Below are 21,467 nucleotides of genomic sequence, written 5' to 3' on the forward strand. Positions count from 1 at the left end.
TCTTGTTCCAAATAACAAATGCATTCAAAGTAATATCTTCGGCTTATGGCCCAAAATTCCAAAACCTATTTAACTGGAGCTCAGGAAAGGACTCAGCATTGGGCTTTTATTACTTAAAACAACAAAATTGACTTATCGAGTTGTCATCCTTTATAATTTATGATATATTAAGAAACCTTTTCATGTAAATTACCAGTACTTTTTCTTGATAACCTCGAACAATGCGATATTTTATTCTATTATTATTATCATCAAATTTTATTCTGTCACAAAATTTCAACCCTTCTCCAGAAGAGACCTATTGCTCTATGCTCAGTTTTTCTCCTGATCCAGAAGCCCAATTTATAGTTGATAAAATTCTTAATGAAATTGGGGCGTTTAGAAATTTTACTATTCAGGCTTGTGAAGGAATTGAAGGCGCAAGCGCAAAAATTGTAGAGACCATAGGAGGACAAAAAGAACGCTATATTTTCTATGACAAAAAATTCTTGGAAAAGATACGAAACAAGGCTAATTCGGACTGGGCGCCACTTTGTATTCTTGCACACGAAATAGCCCATCATTTAAACGGCCATGCACTAAACAATAGAGGAAGCATCCACCGTTTTGAGCTAGAAGCAGATTACTCCGCCACTAGATGGGTAGCACGAATGGGAGCCAGTTTAAAAGAGGCACAAAGTGCAGTAAATGCTCTTGAATATGAAAAAGAAACACCAAAACATCCTGCAAAGGCTGATCGTTTAAAACAAATTGAAAAAGCCTGGAGGGACGAGAATGGAATGCAGACGGAAAGTAACCCAAAAAGAGACGCCTCAGATATTGAGTTTAACATGGGTATAAAAGCATTTGAAGCAAAAGCATTCGATAATGCGATTAAACATTTTACCAAAAGTGCTCGCTCAGGGAATCCAGATGGTTATTACTTTCTTTCTGTAATTTATTATTCTGGTTTGGGGGTGAAAATAGATTATGCCAAAGCATATTCCAATGCCCAAAAAGGATACGATAAGGGTTCTGTTCCTAGCGTATATCAGTTGGGCAAGTACCTCTCAAACGGTATTGGAATTAAAATGAACAAGGCAGAAGCTCAGCGATTGTTTAAAAAAGACTACCAGTTTAAGTGGTTCAAAGATAAATATAGCAAAACCAAGGTTCCACATTACGCTTACGTAATTGGTTACATGTTTGAACATGGGTATGGAGGTGTCAACCAAGACTCCTATACTGCATTCCAATGGTACAAAACTTCGGCAGAGGAGGGAGACCTTGTGGGAATGAACAATTTTGGTGTTTTATATGGCGATGGCAACAATTCTGATATTATTAGTAGAAACGATACTATTGCTCTTAACTGGTACAAAAAAGCGGCCAATTTTGGTTTGCCAGTTTCTATTTCCAATGTTGGAAATATGTATCACTTTGGAAAAGGAGTTGAAAAGAACTTGGAAAAAGCAAAGATATATTATAACAAGGCAATGGCGTCGAATTTGCATGACGCCATGTATGGCTTAGCTATTTTATATTCTGCTGAAAAAGAAAGTGCCAAAAGCCAAAAAATTGCTTTTGACTTATACTTTAAAGCCGCAAAACTTGGTAATTCAAGAGCCATGCGTGAATTGGCCAATTGTTATAAAAATGCAAAGGGTACAGAGGAAAATTCAAAACAAGCATTTTTATGGATGCAAAAGGCAGCAGCTCTTCAAAACCCTACTGGCGCACTTGAATTATCAAACTTTTTTATCACAGGATATGGTGTTGAACAAAGCGACGAAGATGCCTTTAACTGGAGAATGAAATCCCATGAATATGGCAGTATTCTGGCAAAGCGAATAATAGGCTATCATTACCTTAAAGGCTGGCATGTTGAACAAGACTCCAAAGTAGGATTAAATTGGCTAGAATTGGCAGCTGATAAAGGTGATGTTCCTGCCATGAGTGCCTTAGCAGAGTTTTACTTTACTGGAAAATATGTTATGCAAGATTATAAACTGGCTTTGGAATGGGCAAAAAAAGCCGCTCTCTTGCAAAACCCATATGCAACTAATCTAGTCGGCTTAATGTACTATAGGGGAAATGGCACCAAGCAAAACTGGCCAGAAGCATATGAGTGGTATAAAAAAGCGGATTCTCTTGGTTTTAGTGAGGCAACATTCAATTTAGGCGTACTACATAGAAAAGGTAGGGCTGTTCCCAAAAATGTAGATAAAGCCGTAGAGTTTTACAAAAAAGCTATGGATAGAGGTAACGGAAGAGCTGCAGAAGCCATCGCCTTTATTCATTATAATGAGGAGGGAGGGTATCCTAAGGACTTTGAAAAAATAATTTTTTGGCTTAAGAAAGCTGATGAACTTGGTTACTTGGGCTCAACCTGTAATTTGGCAGATTTGTATTTTGACGGAGAAGGAGTCACACAAAATTACCAAGAAGCTTTGAAGTGGTATACCAAAGCTGGCGAAAAAGGATTTAAAAAAGCCATTGAAAAGCTTATAAAAATTTATTCGGAGGGCCTAGGTGTTGCCAAAAACCCAGAGAAGGAAAAATACTGGCATAAAAAACTATACTCGGAGACAAATTGAATGTTCTATTTCCTAACCGAAAAGTGTACATGATCAAAATGACCTTTTACCTTATAGCTAAAACTATTGGCCCTTTTACTATCCTTTTCATTCTTCTTTAGCTTTTCCCTTCTAAGCTTAGTTCGAATTATAGGTCCAAAATTTTCTCTCCGATACTTGTAATTTTGCATAGCAACTTGTAGCTGTAATATTCTTTGATATAAATAAACCATATCTTCTTTTTCACTGTCCTTTTTCATCAAACTATCGGCAAGTTCAATTTTCTGTAAATTGGACATAAACAAAATGAGTGAGTATCCATAGTTGATCATATATTCCCCATTTATTCGTGAAATATCCACAGCGTTACCGGAGTAATGATTACTGCTTTTTCCATGATTACCATTTGTAGTCGCTTTAATGTAGATAGACTTTATAAGTGGGGCTTTGATTCTATCAAGATTCCTATTGGTCTCTGTTAACACTTCGGTAAGAGCATCAATAAGTATTGGCTTAACCTTTTGGTTTGCGTTTAAAGAGTCAGATTCAGTAATTCCAAAATTAACATCTACTTTGTTGCCTTTATATGTTATAACGGGCACTACAAATTTTTTAAAATCATCTTTGTTATCAGTTTCATCAACCATTTTATCAGGAGTTGGAAACTCTAAATATTGGTCATCAGCATTTAAGATACCTCCTCGGTTAACACCTTCAAAAAGTAGGTTTTTCTGATTTGCTATTGCACTCTGTTTATTTAACTTATAATTTTTTCCAATTTGGGTGATTTCATCATCTACCAAACTAAAGAGTTGGTTCCATTTTTTGTCCTCTCCTGAGTAATTAAGATTTTTACTCCTCCACAATAAAGAAAAAGTATTTTCTATTTCCTCTTGCGAAAAACTAAGGGCAGAACTTTCTTGGTAAATATCTTGTCCAAAAGAAAAATTGAACATTAATGTAAAAAAAGGAATAAGCCCAAAACGTCTAAAAGTCATTATTTTTTGCGGTATAAAAATTAATTCTGATGTGTCTAAAGTTTAAAAGATAGAGTATATTTTTGAGATTATGGACTAGGTTTGAAGTAAAAAATGCATCACCTGAACGACCAAAACAAAACAATTCTAGAAATCACCCATCGCTTCATTTCCTGTTATAACATTTTAGCAATCTTGCATTGACGTATACTCTCTTCTTGAGGAAATCTATTTTACCTTTTAAACCAACTGATTTTGAGATTGTTTCATGATTTCACCTATTTAAAACCACTTTCAAATTTGCGCATTTAAAGCTATATCTTAGAACCATGCCTAAAAATTCCAAAACTTATTTTAACTGGAGCTCAGGAAAAGATTCTGCTTTAGCTCTCTATTATTTAAAACAGAACAATATAAAAGTTGATTGTTTATTGACAACGATAAATGCTCATTACAACCGGGTTTCCATGCATGGACTTCGAAGGGAGGTTTTGGAAGCTCAGGCAGCCCAAACTAGCATTCCATTGGACATTCTTGAAGTTCCCGAAAAACCAAGTATGGAGGAGTACAATGCCCTAATGAAAGATAAAATTATGGAACTTCAATCTGAAGGGTATACCCAAACCGTATTCGGAGATATCTTTTTGGAAGATTTAAAACTGTACAGAGAACGAATGCTTTCCCCATATGGTATCACCTCAGTTTTTCCACTCTGGAAAAAAGATACCATGCAATTGATTCACGAGTTTCTGCATTTGGGCTTTAAAGCGGTCATTGTTTGCATTGACAACTTAAAATTGGATGCTTCTTTTCTTGGGAAGGAGCTATCAATAGAACTTGTAAATCAATTTCCAGAAGATGTAGATCCTTGTGGTGAAAATGGGGAGTTCCATACTTTTTGTTTTGATGGTCCCATTTTTAAAAACCCTATTGCCTTTGAGCTAGGAGAAAAAGTTTATAGAACTTATGATGACCCCTCGGATAAAATCAAAAAAATCAAGTTTGGATTTTGTGATATCTTGTTAAAAAGCATCATAAACTAATTTCACAAACTCTCCAATTTTATTGGGCTCTAACCATCGGGTTACCAGCATGAGTCCACTTTTTTGGTCCACTACAATAAAATTGCCTCCAAAACCAGCTGCATAAAACAAATGCTCTGGAACACCGTCCCAGTGGCGTGGTCCTTTCTGGTTCAACCACCACATATAGCCATAGTTTATATTGGGAACCGATGGTGCGGTTGCTTTGGCAATCCAATCTTCACTCAATAATTGCTCATTTTTCCAACGGCCATTGTTAAGGAATACCAATCCAAAACGAGCCATATCCTCTGTATTGATGAAGAGTCCAGCACCAGAATGCCCTCCTCCCGTTACAGATTTCATTTGAATGCCATCAACTTCTGTCCAAGCATGATCATAGCCGTACCAACGCCATGTTGTAGAGGCTCCAATCTTATCCATTAGCTGTTCTTTTAGAACCATGGGCATAGGCTTGCGCCAAAGATGGGTAAGGGAATAAGACAGCACATTTACCCGAACATCATTATACTCCATTACGGTACCTGGTTCGTTTAATTTTCTAAATCGCCAATCATCTAAATCACCTTCTTTGGGTGGGCGATCTGCCCAATCTTTCAGCCCCCAGAGCTCTCCAGACCAATCTGAATTTTGCTGCAAGAGATGCTCCCAACTTACTTTACTGTTGTGGCGTCCATCAAAAGTGCCATCCCAGATGTATGTTCCAACTTTGTCACCTGTACTTGAAATCAGCCCTTTGTCCAATGCCAAGCCAGCCATTGTGGAGAGAAAACTTTTGGTAACGCTAAAAGTCATATCGACCCGTTTGGTATCTCCCCAAGAAGCAAGTACATAACCATTTTTCAGAATCATTCCCGCAGGTCCTCCCCTTTTTTTGGTAGGCCCTAAAATTTCATGAAAAGGCTCTCTTTGGAATCCTTTTAAAATCGCTCGGCGTAAATCCCTTGACCCTGAGTATTCATTTGCATTAGCAAAATCAACAGCTGCTCGCAATTTGTTCTCATTAAAGGAAAATTGATTCTTGGAAGCTTGTTTCCAAGCGGCATTACGTTCTGGAAAATAAATATCTTGACACACTCCAAAATGTGCGGACAAAGTAAAAACAAGCAATACGATTAGGCGGGTAATATTTTTCATTTATAGTAACTCTTGGTTTGGGAAATCAAGTTACTAATTGCAAGTTACATCCTGAAGCGCTTTTGAGAATATATTAAAATCGCTTCTTCCTTACCAACTCCCCGGCAGCATCATAATACCGCCATGTTCCCACTTGTTCATCTTTTTTGAACCGCCCTGTCATTTTTTCATTGCCATTGGAGTAGAACTCGGTGTAACGGCCATGTTTAAGGCCATCCTTTAATTCTACTTCGAACCTGAGCTTCCCGTTGGAATAGTTTCTATGAAAGCTCTTGGCATTTAAGTCAGTTGGGTAAATGGGCTTTAGATTAAAAACGGCATCCGTAATCTGTTTGGTTTTTGCTGATTGGACCGTGGTTTTTAAAACGCTGGCGCCTTCCTTAAACTGGGATTTTGTTTTTACCTCTTCCACATTTTGATAGTTGACCACCAACCTACTTTCAAATAAGTTGTCATCTGGGGTTAATTGAAACCCTATCTGTGGGAAACAGATGATAAAATCTTTATTCTTTCGCAATTGTATGCGAGTAGAACCATCAGCTAACGAATACATATTATCATACAAAACTGGGATATTGCTATACACAAATAGACTAGACTCGCTTTTGAAATTTTTGTCGAAGTCTTTAAAGTCTTCTGAAGATGACAAGGTTTCTTCGACCACAAAATCATCAATAATACTTTTTAATGTATTGGGATTATCGCTAAATACAACATATTGGTCTATGATCGTAAAATAGGGCTTGTCAAACTCCTTGAACCGATTTCCCAGCAAAATTTTAAAAAATCCTTTGATAGAGAGGAAATGGATTTCATGCTCCTTATAAGTAATTGCTTTAAATTTTACGGGAGTCTTCTTTTTGATTTGTTTAAGTACAAAATCCAAATTGGTTTTGGCATTATCAATGGCATTGGTTTTTAACACCAAGGCAAGGTCATTTTTCCCTTTAGAAATTTCGGATTTTATTTGAAGCAGCGCTATCTCATCGTCAATCCAACTTATAAAGTTCTCCTTGACATTTATCTTTAAGAATTTCTCTACTTTTTCAATGCCTTCTTGGTAGGTGTTAAACTGTTCAGGGTTGTCCTTTTGGACCGTTTCAAAATTCTCATAAAACTCTGAAAAGCTATCAAAACCATAACTAACATATAATGCGGTTCTTTTGGGCGCTATGCCAGGAATTGTGCGTTTGGCTTTACCGGATTTTTGAAGTGCCTCTAAATAATTATGATTTGTAGAACTTATGTTGCTGTATCCATTTGCGGTAATGGTGCTGTTCTTGTCTAGATCAAAGCTGAATCCCGAAAACAAAAAATTCTCACTTATCCGATTTACCCAATCACTTGGTTTATTAGAAAAACGCTTGTAGTAGTTGTCCAAAAAGTCGTACTGCAGATATAATCTGAACAAATCTTCATATCCTACTTTTTTGTTGACCTCAATAAAATTCAAATTCCTACCCAGCAATGGTTCTTCATATTGATCAATAGAAGCTTCTACCAATGTATGGGTATAAGAAGCTACCAACTGGTTTTTTACAAAAGATAGGTACATGGTCTCTTTGTTCTTACGATCATACACCTCCAAAATCTCATGTTCATGATAATTTCTTTTGCTTAAAGAGTAATTGTCATTGAGCAACGTATTCAAATAGGTTTTAAGCAGTTTTAGCTTGGCTATTCGCTTTAGGTCCAGCACATAGAAAATACCATAATCCTTTTCAGAAACCATATGGATGGAAATAAACAGAGACCTCCCGTCAAAAAATTCAAATAACTTATGATTGTTATTAAATACGGTATCTACTTTCTGAATGTTTTCTGTTAACTCTGCAAAATATCCGTTCTTTTGAAGGTGTTGCCAAGCTTTGGACTCGCTCACTTTTTGCCAACTCTCAACAGGTTTTTCAGATTCTATTACAAAAACAGCATCCCTAGGAATCAAATAAATGGATTGTAAATTGGTTTTTGGGGACAAAACCAAAATATATAAAAGGTAGCCGATGTAAATAAGCAATAATGCGAGTATAGTAAAGAGAAATCTTTTTTTGATCATTGGTAGAGAAGTGTCTTTTCTAACAACGAAAAAGCGGATACTTTAGTCTAGAACATTGATTGTTATAGAGATTTCAAATCCTTAATGGTCTTAAAAGCTACATCAACTTGCTCCTCATTTACCAAAATGGTGAACTCATTGGTTGTTGAAATAACTTCGTACAATATAATGCCTTCCCAAGCCAGTCGTTGAAAGATAAAATAATAAATTCCAGGCACAGAAACATTTTCTGCAGGTAGTTTTACCGTAATAGAGGACAAATTTTCAGCTTTCTGGGTGCAGCGTTCATGCTTAAAATACTTTTCTACCACTGTATCCATGAGATTACTGATTACAATATTAATTTCATTTACACCCCTGGAAGAAGTATAGAACACATCTTGATTGGCGTTTACCTCTTGCAATAATCTGGCCTGCTGTTGCAAAATAGTATCCGAAGCTAAAAATGTATAATCGGTTAAAGAAGAGCGAACGGTAATTTCCCCTATGTTCTTAAGAACTTTTACAATCTTATGTGTTGCTCTAAACTCTAGATCGTCAGATAATCTTTTTAGCGCCATGACTATAGCACCGTCCTTTACATCTTTTCCCAATGCATCTGATATTTCGGGTTTTATTTGTCTGGACAAAGATGTAAGGTTAATGATTCCTTGAGCTAGGGCGCTTTGTAAGAAGGGCTTCTTCTTAATATAATGTTCAACTACAGCAGAAATGGTTTTCATTACGGGTGGCTTTTAAGCAAAAATAACATATTGTTATAAATAAAACAAATGGTTAAAAATGATAGAAGGCATTTTCCAAATGTTCAACTTTAAACTTTTCTCCCTTTTTTATCACAGTAATAATATCAAACCTAACTTCAACCTCTAAACGGTTTTCTTGAACATAATGGTCCGCAGCCATGATCAAGAGTTTTATTTTCTTTGGGGTTATTATGTCTGAAACATCTCCAAAAAAACCAATTGTTCTAGATTTCACCTCTACTATGGCTAGCTCCTCACCTTTTTTGGCGATGATATCGACCTCGGCCTTTAAATGGCGATAGTTCTTAAAAAGTATTTCATAACCCTTTTCAATTAAAAAATCAACAGCTTTTTGCTCGCCAAGCTTCCCAAATTCGTTATGTTTTCCCATGGATTATGAAAAATATTAAAAAATATGTGCAGTTCATCGAAAAATTTGGTAGTTCAAGGCAAAAACAACGTTTAGATTGTAATTTGTTGGCTGAATTGAACCACACCCAACGTTAACTAAACATATAGTTGCCCCAAAACTATGGACCTAATTAACGCCAGACATTGCTATGGAGTACTTCATTAATTGTAATTCCTCAACTTTGGCGCCGTATACTACTCCATTGGATGAGTTGCGTGCTGCCCATTTGTACAGGAGGCTTGGTTTTAGTGCCTCAGTACAGACCATTAATGCCGCTGTTGGACAAACAGCCACTGCCATTGTGGACAATTTAGTAAATCAAGCGCTTGCCATGCCGCCAATACCTGCTCCTCTTTGGGCAGATTGGACAAATGCTGATTATCCTGCGGATGATGATTTAGCAAGGCAAGTAAGAAGAGCTCAGGTAGAAGAATTTACTATAGCCTATGGTAACGCATTATTAGACAATAATCTTCGTGATAGATTAAGTTTCTTCTGGAGCAATCATTTTGTAACAGAATTAGATGTTTATGATTGTAATTCCTTTTTATATTATTACATAAACTGTCTACAGCGAAATGCCATTGGAAACTTTAGAACTTTTGTTAGCGAAATTGGTCTAACAAGTGCCATGCTATATTATTTAGATGGTGTTCGAAACCGCGGAAACAATCCAAACGAAAATTATGCCCGGGAGCTTTATGAGCTTTTTGCATTAGGTGAGGGCAATAATTATACAGAGGATGATATCATTGAAACTGCAAAAGCTATTTCAGGGTATACCGATCGTGGTGAAGAAGGCTGTACCCAAGTTGCCTTTGATGCAGAGGACTTCAATACAGATAACAAAACTATTTTTGGGCAAACAGGAAATTGGGGATACGATGATGTAATTGATATCCTATTTACCCAAAGACCAAATGAAATAGCTGGTTTTATCTGCAAAAAACTTTATGAATTCTTTGTACATCCAGATTCCACAAATGATGATGGAGGTATAGCACCAGATATTATTGATGAATTGGCGCAAACTTTCGTTGCCAACAATTTTGAAATTGCCCCAGTACTATCACAATTATTCAGAAGTCAACATTTTTTTGATGAAACCGCTATCGGTGTAATCATCAAGAGTCCGTTTGACCTTTATATGAACTTGATCAAAGAAACTGGATTCACCTATGATGATGGCACAGTGATCAACGTAGTGGATGCTTCCAGATTAATTGGCCAGACCATGTTTGATCCTTTTGATGTTGCCGGTTGGCAGCGAGACAGACAATGGATCAACACCAATTTTATAATTGGGCGTTGGTTGACATCAGAAGTTTTCTTGGAGCGTTTCTTCCAAGCCAATCCTGAGCAATTTAGGACATTGGCCATGGATGCAGTTGGCGCTGCCGATATGAACACCAGTAATCCAGAAATAGTAGTGCGGGCCTTGGTGAACAAGTTTACACCTAAAGGTTTATTAACAGATCAGGATTTTGAAAATGCAATGGATGCCTTCAAAATTGATGACGTACCTGAGAATTATTATTCGCCAGATTACATAGCAGGAGGGTTAAGTCTTTGGTCGCTTTCTATAAGTGCTGAAGTACCTACCCAAGTTTATGTTTTATTACGTCACCTATCTAGAGAACCTGAATTTCAACTTAAATAACCCTACTATGTGCGATACTCATCATACTCACGATACAACACCACACAAAGGCCTAGAACATGATGGCCACGATTTAGAACACAAAACATGGAGCAGACGTTCCTTTATCCAAGCATTGGGTATAGCTGGATCAGGTTCTATGTTTTTAGGAAGTAACTTGGTTTCAGCTTCGGCACCTTCTCCTTTAACATCTGCTATTGCAGATGCAGATACAGATAACATTTTAATCTTGATTAGGTTATCTGGAGGTAATGATGGACTGAGCACGGTTATTCCAATTCAACAATATGATACTTATGCTAATGCAAGACCCAATATCTACATCCCCGAAAGTAAGGTCTTAAAACTTACTGATGATTTTGGCGTACCTACCTACATGAATTCTCTTGAGCCGCTATGGGGAGAAGGTCAGTTCAAAGCTGTTCACGGCGTTGGTTACGAAGGCCAAAGCCTGTCCCATTTCACAGGTTCAGATATTTTTGCCAACACAGATCTTACCACAACTGGTTTTAGCGGGCTAAATACAGGATGGATGGGAAGACATTTTGAGGAATGTTTCCCAGATTATTTAATCAATCCGCCAGAAGCTCCTGCAGCTATTCAAATTGGTAATTTGGCCAACTTGGTTTTTCAAGGTGAAGAAACAAACTATGCTTTCGTTACCAATAACATTGATCAGTTAGAAGAAATTGCACAAACTGGTTTCTTTTATGATATTGAAAATGCTCCTTTTGATAACTGTATGTACGGTGATCAACTTAAATTCTTAAGAGGTGTGGCAAACACTACTTATGAATATGCAGGGAAAATTCATGAAGCTTACGAGAGAGGACAAAACCAAGTGGAATACCAAGACAATGGTTTTGCAAGACAATTGGCCCTTTTGGCAAGACTGATCAAAGGAAACTTAGGCACCAAAGTGTATATGATTTCTATGGGAGGATTTGACACTCATGGTAATCAGCCACTTGCTCATGAAAGATTGATGACCAATCTTTCTATTGCCATCAATAATTTTTATGAAGATGTTGCTTTTACCCAACAAGATGAAAAGGTATTGAGCATGACATTCTCAGAGTTTGGTCGAAGAATCTTTGAAAATGGTTCAAATGGTACGGATCATGGAAAAGCAGCTCCAACCCTATTCTTCGGATCAGGATTGAATGGAAGTGCTTTTATTGGTGACCACCCTTCACTGGAAAGTCCTAATGGACGTGGAAACCTGGAACACACTATGGATTTTAGAAATCTCTATGGTACAGTCTTGGCAGAGTGGTTATGCGTTCCAAGAGAAGCAGTTGAACGTCACTTGTTAGGCTATACCTATCAGGCTATAGACCTAGGTTTCAATTGTAGTGGTGAAGTCTTTGATGATATTGCAATGGATAGTGATCCGCCAACATTACCAGATACCCCACCTAGTCCAGATGGTATGGATCCAGATCCAGATGCATTGGCTACAATCATCCATAGGCCTTACTATCCAACTGAGCGCACTCCACATATTTATTTGGAAATGCCCGTTGCGGCCCATGTCGATATTCAACTATACAACATCCTAGGCCAAAATGTAGGTACAGTGTTCAATGAGATGATGTTGGAAGGTTCCGCTGAAATTAATATCAGGGAGCGAATGAGAGATAGTCTGTCCACTGGAAAATATATCTATAGAATCTCGGTAGGAGACGAAAAAATGAGTAAATCCGTAATGATAATGTAGACAAGTCGTAACGTATACATTCCAGAATCCTCCGATAGTGCAACTCCCCACCCCAATTAGAGCTGCATGATTCGGAGGTTTCCTTTTTAGGTCAGTTTCGGTTTGTCCTTATCTGTTTTAAATGCCAAGGCCTTTTTTACTTCGTGGTTTTTGTCCTTGTACACTCGCGTCACTTCTTCTTTTTTTTCTTCTTTTAAAACTTCCTTGAATTTTTTAAGATTCTTGAATTTCTTGGGGTTACCTGTACTCATAATATTGTTTTTGTAGAATATTCCTACAATATACTGATTATCTCATCCTTCATTTTTTAAAAACTTCATTTTTCGATATCCTAACACCCTTCAACAAGTCCATATAAAGGATAGAATCACTCGAATGAAATTCAGTATTTTTGGGGCCTAATTAAAATGATTCATGTCAGAGACCAATTCTCCATCAAGATATACCATAACGGCAGCACTACCCTACACTAATGGACCAATCCATATTGGGCATTTGGCCGGTGTTTATGTTCCTGCCGATATCTATTCCCGCTATTTACGTTTAAAAGGACATGATGTCGCTTTTATATGTGGTAGTGATGAACACGGAGTGGCCATTCCCATGAAGGCCAAAAAAGAAGGCGTTTCTCCAAAAGAGATTATAGACAAGTATCATGAGATCATTAAAAAATCATTTGTTGATTTCGGGATTTCTATGGACAATTATTCCCGTACCTCGGCAGAAATTCATCATAAAACAGCGTCGGATTTTTTTAAAAAACTATATGATCAAAATGATTTCATAGAAGAAGTAACCGAGCAACTTTATGATGAAAAGGCGCAACAGTTTTTGGCAGACAGATTCGTTGTGGGTACCTGTCCCATATGTGGAAACGAAGAAGCCTATGGTGATCAATGCGAAAATTGCGGTTCATCTTTGAACGCCACAGACTTGATAAATCCAAAATCTACGATTACTGGCAATGTGCCTACCCTGAAGAAAACCAAACATTGGTTTTTACCTCTGGATCGCTACGAAGGATTTTTAAAAGAATGGATTTTAGAAGGACATAAAAACGATTGGAAACCCAATGTCTACGGCCAATGCAAATCTTGGATAGACGATGGCCTAAAACCACGTGCTGTTACCCGAGATTTGGATTGGGGGATCCCCGTTCCGGTGGAAGGTGGTGAGGGCAAGGTATTGTACGTTTGGTTCGATGCCCCTATTGGATATATCTCATCCACAAAAGAATGGGCAGAACGAGAAGGAAAAGATTGGGAACCCTATTGGAAAGATAAAAGCACCAAATTGCTCCATTTTATTGGAAAGGACAATATTGTTTTTCATTGTATCATCTTCCCAAGCATGCTCAAAGCACATGGAGATTTTGTACTCCCGGAAAACGTGCCCGCCAACGAGTTTTTAAATTTAGAAGGCAATAAGCTATCTACTTCCAAAAACTGGGCGGTCTGGTTGCATGAATATTTAGAAGAATTTCCAGATATGCAAGATGTGCTCAGGTATACCTTGACCGCCAATGCACCCGAAACAAAAGACAACGACTTTACCTGGAAGGATTTTCAGGCGAGGAACAACAATGAGCTTGTAGCTATTTTTGGCAATTTTATAAACCGTGTGACTGTCCTTACCCATAAGTATTATGATGGTGTGGTGCCTAATCCTAATGCCCTTTCAGCAGTTGATAAACAGACGTTAGACGCCTTAAAGGGCTTTCCTGATACTCTTTCGAACTCTCTTGAACGTTATCGCTTTAGAGAGGCCAGTCAAGAGTTGATGAATCTTGCAAGATTGGGAAACAAATATCTGGCGGACGAAGAGCCTTGGAAGCTGATAAAAACTGATGAAGAACGCGTAAAAACCGTAATGTATGTGGCACTTCAGATTGCAACAGGTTTGGCCATATTGAGTGAGCCTTTTTTACCATTTACGTCCAACAAGCTTAAAAACATTCTTAATGTCATTTCTAACGAAGGTGAGAAATCTTTGGGATGGAGTGACATAAGTACCTCGGATATTCTTCTTCCCGCAGGTCATCAAATCAATAAAAGTGAATTGTTGTTCCGAAAGGTAGAAGACAAAGAAATTGAAGCACAACTTGAGAAGCTCGAAGCTACCAAAAAAGCAAACGAACAAATGGACAAGGAAATCACCCCACAAAAAGACACCATAACTTTTGACGATTTTACCAAATTGGATATGCGTGTTGGCACTATTATAGAGGCTGAAAAAATGCCCAAGGCCAACAAACTTTTGGTTTTAAAAGTAGATACAGGATTAGACACCCGTACCATTGTTTCTGGCATTGCAGAAAGCTTTAAACCTGAAGAAATTGTAGGCAAAAAAGTAACCGTTTTGGTAAACCTTGCCCCAAGAAAACTGCGTGGCGTAGAAAGTGAGGGCATGATTCTCATGACTGAAAACGAGGAAGGCAAATTGGTTTTCGTAAACCCAGATGAAGAAGGTGTGGGGAATGGAGAGACCATAAATTAATAATAGCTTTATTTTTAATATGAATAAGAAATTGCTCTTAATGCTTGTATTTTTAGGTGTACTAATAAGCAAAGCCCAAGATATAGTTCTTGAAAAACAACTTCCTGAAGGGTTTAAAATTAAAAGAGCTTTTCAAATACCAAATAAGACAAACAACAATTTAGGTTTGTTTTTCTTCAATAAGAAGGAATCAAAAGCATTCCTATTTGATAATTCAATGAATGAAAAATCATCAATTGAGTTTGATGCGATTCTGAATAAATATTCTTCTCCACTGGGGGGAATTGTGACCAATCAAAATAAGTTCATATTTATAGTCTGTAATAACACATCTGATAAGTTTGCAGTTGGTGAGTTTGATTTCAACAGTAAAAAGGCAAAATTCAAAGGGTCTGAAATAGAACTTAAAAAAGAGAGGTTTCTTCAACATTTTGCAGTAGAAGGTTCATTTTACATACTAACAATTAACAATAGGTCTAGTATTTTAAATTTGTATCGCTTTAATAACCAAGGAGAGCATAAAAAAGAAGTCATTGACTTAGGTGAAACCAATTTTCGCCACTGGAACAACAATATAGTCCCTCTCACTACTCTACTATATTCGCCATTCGGTAAAGCTTTGGAAACGCCACTCCAAAAGATAAATACGAAAACCCCAAATTCTTTAGAAATCACTGCTAGTCCTTCTAAGATGTTTATTGAAAATAACAAACTCTATCTAGCGCTTGAAAGTAATAGAAGTGTAACACAAGCTATTACCATTGATCTAGATAATTTTTCTAAAACTGTTACAACTTTTAACAAGCCTTTTATCGCTAATGTTGTTAATGGTAGAAAATCAAATAGCTTCATTTTTGACAATAAATATTTTGGAGTCACGGGTGCAAGTGATATCGTAAAAATGGAAATAAAAGACTTCGATACTAGGGAGGTCCTAAAAACTTATGAGATAAAAAAGGGAGAGAATATTCCTTTCAAGAATGCAGCTATTTATTTTGAAGGTACTGGGTTAGGAAATCGTTCAAAACAAATTGACAATACAAATAGATTTCTTAGAAATATTTCAAGATCAGAGGTAGGCATTTCGGTATTCAACCAGAACGGAAACAATGTCATTACACTTGGTTCATTCAAAGAAGGGGTGTCTGGCTTTGGTATTGGTTATGGACCAATTGCTGCAGTATATAGCTACACTACGACAAAGTCGACCTTTATAAAATGTAAGTTTGATAAAAATTATAATTATTTAGAGGGTGTGGTAAAATCAAACGTTTTGGATTCCTTAAAAAAATTCGTGGATGAAAATGGGAAAGGGTCTCATGAGGAATTTACGAAAGTCTCAGATGGCTACTTATATGGCTCTTTTAATAAAAGTTTAAACAAATATGTGGTCAGAAGGTTCTAATTCAAAAACGCCTACTTTAATTTATCAACCAGCACCAAATGCAACTCATCCCCTACATCTTAAAACACACACAGCTTTCAGAAAAGAGCATTGTAAACACGGTTGTATTACTAAACGAAGATTGCACTATTCCCTTTATATCTCGATACAGAAAAGAACGCACAGGTAATTTAGATGAAGTTCAGGTTGGTGCTATTGTACAGTTTAAAACTCAGTTTGAAGCGCTTGAAAAAAGAAAAACTGCCATTATAAAAGCGGTTGAAGAACAAGGACTCCTTACTCCGGAGTTGCAATCAAAGTTTCAAAATTGTATCGCCCTTACCAGCTTGGAAGATCTTTATCTTCCATTCAAAAAAAGTAAAAAAACAAAAGCGGAGACTGCACGTAAATATGGTTTAGAGTCTTTGGCCAAAATCATCATGGCGCAACGAAGTGATGAGATTGAATTCATTGCATCCAAATACCTCAGCAAAGAAATTGTTAATGAAGATGATGCATTGGAAGGTGCTCGTCATATCATAGCTGAATGGATCAATGAACGTACCGATATTCGCAATCAGCTCAGAAATCAGCTAGAGCGACATGCTCTAATCACTTCAAAAGTGATAAAAACCAAAAAAGAGGACGAAAAAGCCCAAAAGTTCCGTGACTATTTTGATTGGAGTGAATCCTTAAATCGTTGCCCTTCACATCGTTTTTTAGCTATCCTAAGAGCAGAAAAAGAAGGTTTCATCCGAATAAAAATTGAAATTGATAATGATAGAGCGCTTGACACTATAGAAAGGCGTATTATAAAATCGAATAATGCTTGTACGACTCAAATTAAATTGGCCATTGCTGATGCATACAAACGACTTTTGTTGCCCTCATTATCCAACGAGCTTTTAAAAAACGCCAAAGACAAAGCTGATACCGATGCAATTCAGGTATTCTCTAAAAATCTAAAGCAGTTATTGCTCGGTGCCCCTTTAGGCGAAAAACGAATTTTGGCCATAGATCCTGGGTTTAGAACTGGCTGTAAAGTAGTTTGCCTAGATGCACAGGGAGACTTAAAACATAACGAGACCATTTATCCACACGCACCACAAAATGACAGTTCTGGTGCCATTAAAAAGATAAGTTCTTTAGTGGATGCCCATAAAATTGAAGCGATTGCCATTGGTAATGGCACTGCATCTAGAGAGACAGAGCGATTGGTTAAGCGCATTGCATTTAAAAATCCCATTGAAGTTTTTGTGGTCAGTGAAGCAGGTGCATCCATTTATTCGGCATCAAAAATTGCAAGGGACGAATTTCCCAACTATGATGTAACCGTTAGAGGTGCAGTTTCTATTGGTCGCCGTTTGGCAGACCCTTTGGCTGAACTGGTAAAGATTGATGCCAAATCCATTGGTGTTGGGCAATACCAACATGACGTGGACCAGATCAAGTTAAAAACCTCTTTGGATACCGTTGTAGAAAGCTGTGTCAACTCAGTCGGTGTTAATATCAATACTGCAAGTGTTCCTTTGTTGAGCTATGTATCGGGTATTGGACCAAAACTAGCTGAAAATATTGTGGCATACCGTAATGAAAATGGTGCTTTTAAAAGTAGAAGTGAGATTAAAAAAGTGCCTCGTCTGGGCGGAAAAGCATTTGAACAAGGTGCTGGTTTTTTACGGATAAAAGAAGGGGGGAATCCGCTGGATGATTCTGCGGTACACCCTGAAAGTTATGGTATTGTTGCAAAAATGGCCAAAGATAAAGGAGTGCCGTTAGCAGATATTATTGGAAACAAAGCTGTATTGCAAAGCATTGACCTTAAATCCTATTGCACGGAAACCATTGGTATGCCTACCTTGGAAGATATTCTTAAAGAATTGGAAAAACCAGGATTGGATCGCAGAGAAAAGGCCAAAGTCTTTACATTTAACCAGAACATTAAACAGATTACAGATTTACAACCAGGTCAATTGCTGCCAGGCATTGTCAATAATATTACCAATTTTGGATGTTTTGTGAATATTGGGATCAAAGAAAGTGGCCTTATCCATGTATCTAATTTATCAGATTCGTTCGTCAAAGATGTTAATGAGCATGTAAGCCTACACCAACAAATTGTGGTTAAGGTTTTGGATGTAGATGTGTCTAGAAAACGTATTCAATTGGCATTGTATAAAAAAGATTGACCCTACAATGCTCAAAATAGCTTTTCACCCCATCTATAAACATCACTTGCCAGATAAGCATCGGTTTCCGATGATCAAATACGAGCTGCTACCACAGCAATTGCTTCATGAAGGCACCTGTGTTGAAGACAATTTTTTTCAACCGGAAATACCAAGTAATGAACCTATTTTGGCCGTGCATGATTCGGAATATTATAACAATCTTATCACTCTTAACATTAAACCAAGTGCGGCCAGAAAAATCGGTTTTCCCTTGAGCAATGAATTGGTGCAACGAGAACGCATTATCGCTGATGGCACCATTAAAGGGTGCGAATTTGCGTTGAAGCATGGTATCGCCATGAACATTGCCGGAGGCACTCACCATGCATACTCCAACCGAGGCGAAGCTTTTTGTATGCTCAACGACCAAGCTATTGGGGCCAGATATCTTCAAAACAAAGGCCTGGCAAAAAGAATCCTAATTGTGGACTTAGATGTTCACCAAGGCAATGGCACTGCTGAGATTTTTCAAGATGATGATTCCGTTTTTACTTTTTCCATGCATGGAAAAGGAAACTATCCATTTAAAAAAGAAACCTCCGATCTAGATATTCCGCTGGAAAAAGGAACTACTGATCAAGAATACCTTTCTATTTTAAAAAACATGCTACCAAGAATATTGGATAAGGTCCAACCCCATTTTGTGTTTTATTTGTGCGGGGTAGATGTGCTTGCTTCCGATAAATTAGGAACCCTTGGAATGACTTTGGATGGCTGTAAGGAACGGGACTCATATGTGCTCCAAACATGCCTAGATGCAAATACTCCAATACAATGCAGTATGGGTGGTGGTTATTCTCCAGACATTAATACTATTGTTGATGCGCATGCAAATACTTTTAGGTTAGCACAGGATATTTATGCTTAATTTTACCGGCTTATTTTAGTTTCAACCTTATGAAGTCATTAAAGTACCTTTTTCTCCTGCTATTTGCGGTTCCACTAATAGGTCAGGATTTAGAGATCAAGGAGGAAAAAAACCTCTGGAATAATTTTACCTACGACATGGGCAATGTCTTTGGAGGTGTTGGGCATTCCTATAGCAGACCTTTTCATTGGAAGGGCAAAGATTGGTCCAATCTGGCTTATTTGACGGCTGGCACAGCCTTTTTGTTTACGGTTGATGACGAAATGGATAATTGGGTAGATGGTTTTAGAGAAGATGTCCCAGATTTTCTTGTGGACTATGGGAACAGGTATGGTAACCCACAAAACAATTATATGTTTACTGGCGGTGTTTATCTTGCAGGACTTTTTACCAAAGATGAAAAGTTAAGGCGTACAGGGGTCTTGTTGATTTCATCGGCAACCGCTATTGGCTTTTTACAACAAGTAAGTGCCCGTATGATTGGAAGGGCCAGACCAAAAAGTGGTGATTCATCCAGTGTATATGACCCTTTTCAAATAGCTAGGAAAAAAAATTACGATGCATTTCCTTCTGGGCATACCATGTTAGCATTTACTAATGCATATGCCATTGCCAAACAATTTAAAAGCCCTTGGATAAAAGCTGGTATTTATACCGTGGGAATGATTCCCGGGTTTGCCAGAATTACTGATGGTTTTCACTGGGTTTCAGATGTGGCATTCAGTACCGTTCTCAGTATTTTTGTTGTTGAGTCCATAGATAAGTATTTAGATAAAAAATACGACCAAAAGTATAACAACACAGAAAAAGACCTTAGTTGGAACCTATCTTTTGGTCCAAACACCCTTGGTTTGGTGGTTCAATTTTAATAATTGCATAAAAATCAAGAGAACAAATACTCATTTTGTAATTTTATGTCTTAAACACACATCAAGCTATGTTATCAAAGAAACTTGAAAAAGCACTTAACGATCAAATACAAATAGAAGCAGAATCTTCTCAGGTATATCTATCAATGGCTTCATGGGCAGAAGTAAAAGGCTTGGAAGGAATTGCCGGTTTTATGTACGGCCATTCAGATGAGGAACGTATGCACATGCTAAAATTGGTGAAGTACGTGAACGAACGAGGGGGACACGCTAAAATTTCAACACTGAAAGCACCAAAAACTGATTTTGTTTCCTTTCAAAAAATGTTTGAGGAATTATATCAGCATGAAATATTCGTTTCAAATAGCATCAATGATTTGGTTCATGTAACCTTGGAAGAAAAAGATTATGCCACACATAATTTTTTGCAATGGTATGTGGCAGAGCAATTGGAGGAAGAAGCCTTAGCGCGAACGGTATTGGATAAAATCAATTTAATTGGTAATGACAAAGGAGGGCTTTACCTTTTTGATCGCGATGTACAGCAGATTACAGTGGAAAGTGCAGCTTCCAATACAGCGGGAGAATAATTTTTGATGATTCTTTTATTTAGATTAATTTAAAATAACTATTTTTGGCCCGTCTTTAGCTTACGATGGGAAAAAAGAAAAAAGATTCAAAGAAAAACAACAAGGCCTTGTTAAAGGAATTGCCCATTACCAATTGTAAAACAAAGTGCTGCAAAAAATATAAAAAGGGAGAAAATAAACGTTGCAAGCGTTGCCCTTGTTTTGACCTACTTAAGAAAGTAGCATAAAAAAAACGCTTTTAAGCGTTTTTTTTATTTTCTATGTTCGGGTTTATTATCCTTTTTCTTTTGAGTGAAAGATTGCACCACATTTTGAGATTTGAGGCTTAACAGCTCATCAGAATTGGATAACGATAAATACTCCTTTGCTTTTTCTAAATACAACTCGCTATGCCGATATTTATGGTCGCAAGTTTGCACATGTTCATGGTACGCGTCTTTTTTACCTTTCATGTATACTAAGTATGATGTAAAATTGGCTTTTCCCAAATGCCTTTCATAGTTGCGCTGGTCTATCCAATAATCAGACTCATCTTGGTTACCCAACAACTGCATTGACTGCTCGTAACTAGCATCTCTTTTTGCCAGTTTTTCATAAAAGCGTAATCCTTTGTTATTCTGCACATCCTGTGCCCATGTCGATAGACAAAAACTACAGGTAAAAAGCAATGAAAGGGTTTGCACAGATTTCATGATACTGTCTTATACTATATTGGACGCACAACTT

The 21,467-nt window shown here is 37.3% G+C and carries 17 protein-coding genes; 10 read left to right on the forward strand and 7 right to left on the reverse strand.

Annotation, left to right across the window (positions count from 1 at the left end):
* Window positions 1–221: 221 nt before the first annotated feature.
* Window positions 222–2,576, forward strand: coding sequence for a sel1 repeat family protein (locus DKG77_RS01580; RefSeq protein ID WP_109659546.1), 2,355 nt, complete (start codon window positions 222–224; stop codon window positions 2,574–2,576).
* Between the two features lie 5 nt (window positions 2,577–2,581).
* On the opposite strand, the gene DKG77_RS01585 is transcribed toward DKG77_RS01580, so the two are convergent.
* The gene (locus DKG77_RS01585) at window positions 2,582–3,553 is read right to left on the reverse strand and encodes a hypothetical protein (RefSeq protein WP_109659548.1); all 972 of its coding nucleotides are present in this window, start codon (window positions 3,551–3,553) and stop codon (window positions 2,582–2,584) included.
* Between the two features lie 308 nt (window positions 3,554–3,861).
* Here DKG77_RS01585 and DKG77_RS01590 point away from each other — a divergent pair, with 308 nt between their 5' ends.
* Entirely contained in the window at window positions 3,862–4,575 is a 714-nt protein-coding gene (locus DKG77_RS01590) for a Dph6-related ATP pyrophosphatase (protein ID WP_109659549.1), read from the forward strand.
* On the opposite strand, the gene DKG77_RS01595 is transcribed toward DKG77_RS01590, so the two are convergent.
* From DKG77_RS01595 to DKG77_RS01610, 4 genes are all read right to left on the reverse strand, one after another.
* Window positions 4,555–5,712, reverse strand: coding sequence for a serine hydrolase domain-containing protein (locus DKG77_RS01595; protein WP_109659551.1), 1,158 nt, complete (start codon window positions 5,710–5,712; stop codon window positions 4,555–4,557). The two genes, DKG77_RS01590 and DKG77_RS01595, sit on opposite strands and share 21 nt — an antisense overlap.
* Before the next feature lie 73 nt (window positions 5,713–5,785).
* Window positions 5,786–7,690 (reverse strand): DUF3352 domain-containing protein, encoded by a 1,905-nt coding sequence (locus DKG77_RS01600; protein WP_243414784.1) that lies wholly within the window; start codon window positions 7,688–7,690, stop codon window positions 5,786–5,788.
* Between the two features lie 140 nt (window positions 7,691–7,830).
* Entirely contained in the window at window positions 7,831–8,490 is a 660-nt protein-coding gene (locus DKG77_RS01605; RefSeq protein ID WP_109659555.1) for an aspartate kinase, read from the reverse strand.
* Between the two features lie 52 nt (window positions 8,491–8,542).
* Window positions 8,543–8,902 (reverse strand): YraN family protein, encoded by a 360-nt coding sequence (locus DKG77_RS01610; RefSeq protein WP_109659557.1) that lies wholly within the window; start codon window positions 8,900–8,902, stop codon window positions 8,543–8,545.
* 169 nt (window positions 8,903–9,071) lie between these two features.
* Here DKG77_RS01610 and DKG77_RS01615 point away from each other — a divergent pair, with 169 nt between their 5' ends.
* Window positions 9,072–10,583: a DUF1800 domain-containing protein gene (locus tag DKG77_RS01615; RefSeq protein WP_109659558.1), complete on the forward strand. Its 1,512-nt coding sequence runs from the start codon at window positions 9,072–9,074 to the stop codon at window positions 10,581–10,583.
* 7 nt (window positions 10,584–10,590) lie between these two features.
* Complete coding sequence (locus tag DKG77_RS01620) at window positions 10,591–12,303, forward strand: DUF1501 domain-containing protein (protein WP_109659560.1); 1,713 nt, start codon at window positions 10,591–10,593, stop codon at window positions 12,301–12,303.
* Window positions 12,304–12,389: 86 nt separating this feature from the next.
* Here DKG77_RS01620 and DKG77_RS16920 read toward each other — a convergent pair whose 3' ends face one another.
* Window positions 12,390–12,554, reverse strand: a complete 165-nt coding sequence (locus tag DKG77_RS16920) for a hypothetical protein (RefSeq protein ID WP_165819314.1) — start codon at window positions 12,552–12,554, stop codon at window positions 12,390–12,392.
* Window positions 12,555–12,717: 163 nt separating this feature from the next.
* Between DKG77_RS16920 and metG the strand changes: the two genes are divergently transcribed.
* The 6 genes from metG (at window position 12,718) to DKG77_RS01650 (ending at window position 20,741) form a co-directional block, all read left to right on the forward strand.
* Window positions 12,718–14,799 (forward strand): methionine--tRNA ligase, encoded by a 2,082-nt coding sequence (gene metG / locus DKG77_RS01625; RefSeq protein WP_109659562.1) that lies wholly within the window; start codon window positions 12,718–12,720, stop codon window positions 14,797–14,799.
* A gap of 19 nt (window positions 14,800–14,818) precedes the next feature.
* Window positions 14,819–16,204: a hypothetical protein gene (locus DKG77_RS01630; RefSeq protein WP_109659564.1), complete on the forward strand. Its 1,386-nt coding sequence runs from the start codon at window positions 14,819–14,821 to the stop codon at window positions 16,202–16,204.
* A 38-nt stretch (window positions 16,205–16,242) separates the two neighbouring features.
* Window positions 16,243–18,372 (forward strand): Tex family protein, encoded by a 2,130-nt coding sequence (locus tag DKG77_RS01635; protein WP_109659566.1) that lies wholly within the window; start codon window positions 16,243–16,245, stop codon window positions 18,370–18,372.
* A 7-nt stretch (window positions 18,373–18,379) separates the two neighbouring features.
* Entirely contained in the window at window positions 18,380–19,282 is a 903-nt protein-coding gene (locus DKG77_RS01640; RefSeq protein WP_109661371.1) for a histone deacetylase family protein, read from the forward strand.
* Window positions 19,283–19,311: 29 nt separating this feature from the next.
* Window positions 19,312–20,151 carry a phosphatase PAP2 family protein gene (locus DKG77_RS01645; protein ID WP_109659567.1) on the forward strand — a complete coding sequence of 280 codons (840 nt, stop codon included), beginning with the start codon at window positions 19,312–19,314 and terminating at the stop codon, window positions 20,149–20,151.
* Window positions 20,152–20,219: 68 nt separating this feature from the next.
* Window positions 20,220–20,741: a ferritin gene (locus tag DKG77_RS01650; protein WP_109659569.1), complete on the forward strand. Its 522-nt coding sequence runs from the start codon at window positions 20,220–20,222 to the stop codon at window positions 20,739–20,741.
* A 251-nt stretch (window positions 20,742–20,992) separates the two neighbouring features.
* Here the strand turns inward: DKG77_RS01650 and DKG77_RS01655 are convergent, their stop codons facing one another.
* Window positions 20,993–21,433, reverse strand: a complete 441-nt coding sequence (locus tag DKG77_RS01655; protein ID WP_133248399.1) for a hypothetical protein — start codon at window positions 21,431–21,433, stop codon at window positions 20,993–20,995.
* Window positions 21,434–21,467 lie beyond the last annotated feature (34 nt).

This window comes from Flagellimonas aquimarina, from assembly GCF_003149745.1.
Lineage (GTDB): Bacteria > Bacteroidota > Bacteroidia > Flavobacteriales > Flavobacteriaceae > Flagellimonas > Flagellimonas aquimarina.

What these genes read in the sequence shown, in the direction of transcription:
- DKG77_RS01580 (WP_109659546.1), top strand. Translation starts at nt 222, where the DNA reads ATGCGATATTTTATTCTATTATTATTATCATCAAATTTTATTCTGTCA.
- DKG77_RS01585 (WP_109659548.1), bottom strand. Translation starts at nt 3,553, where the DNA reads ATGACTTTTAGACGTTTTGGGCTTATTCCTTTTTTTACATTAATGTTC.
- DKG77_RS01590 (WP_109659549.1), top strand. Translation starts at nt 3,862, where the DNA reads ATGCCTAAAAATTCCAAAACTTATTTTAACTGGAGCTCAGGAAAAGAT.
- DKG77_RS01595 (WP_109659551.1), bottom strand. Translation starts at nt 5,712, where the DNA reads ATGAAAAATATTACCCGCCTAATCGTATTGCTTGTTTTTACTTTGTCC.
- DKG77_RS01605 (WP_109659555.1), bottom strand. Translation starts at nt 8,490, where the DNA reads ATGAAAACCATTTCTGCTGTAGTTGAACATTATATTAAGAAGAAGCCC.
- DKG77_RS01610 (WP_109659557.1), bottom strand. Translation starts at nt 8,902, where the DNA reads ATGGGAAAACATAACGAATTTGGGAAGCTTGGCGAGCAAAAAGCTGTT.
- DKG77_RS01615 (WP_109659558.1), top strand. Translation starts at nt 9,072, where the DNA reads ATGGAGTACTTCATTAATTGTAATTCCTCAACTTTGGCGCCGTATACT.
- DKG77_RS01620 (WP_109659560.1), top strand. Translation starts at nt 10,591, where the DNA reads ATGTGCGATACTCATCATACTCACGATACAACACCACACAAAGGCCTA.
- DKG77_RS16920 (WP_165819314.1), bottom strand. Translation starts at nt 12,554, where the DNA reads ATGAGTACAGGTAACCCCAAGAAATTCAAGAATCTTAAAAAATTCAAG.
- metG (WP_109659562.1), top strand. Translation starts at nt 12,718, where the DNA reads ATGTCAGAGACCAATTCTCCATCAAGATATACCATAACGGCAGCACTA.
- DKG77_RS01630 (WP_109659564.1), top strand. Translation starts at nt 14,819, where the DNA reads ATGAATAAGAAATTGCTCTTAATGCTTGTATTTTTAGGTGTACTAATA.
- DKG77_RS01635 (WP_109659566.1), top strand. Translation starts at nt 16,243, where the DNA reads ATGCAACTCATCCCCTACATCTTAAAACACACACAGCTTTCAGAAAAG.
- DKG77_RS01640 (WP_109661371.1), top strand. Translation starts at nt 18,380, where the DNA reads ATGCTCAAAATAGCTTTTCACCCCATCTATAAACATCACTTGCCAGAT.
- DKG77_RS01645 (WP_109659567.1), top strand. Translation starts at nt 19,312, where the DNA reads ATGAAGTCATTAAAGTACCTTTTTCTCCTGCTATTTGCGGTTCCACTA.
- DKG77_RS01650 (WP_109659569.1), top strand. Translation starts at nt 20,220, where the DNA reads ATGTTATCAAAGAAACTTGAAAAAGCACTTAACGATCAAATACAAATA.
- DKG77_RS01655 (WP_133248399.1), bottom strand. Translation starts at nt 21,433, where the DNA reads ATGAAATCTGTGCAAACCCTTTCATTGCTTTTTACCTGTAGTTTTTGT.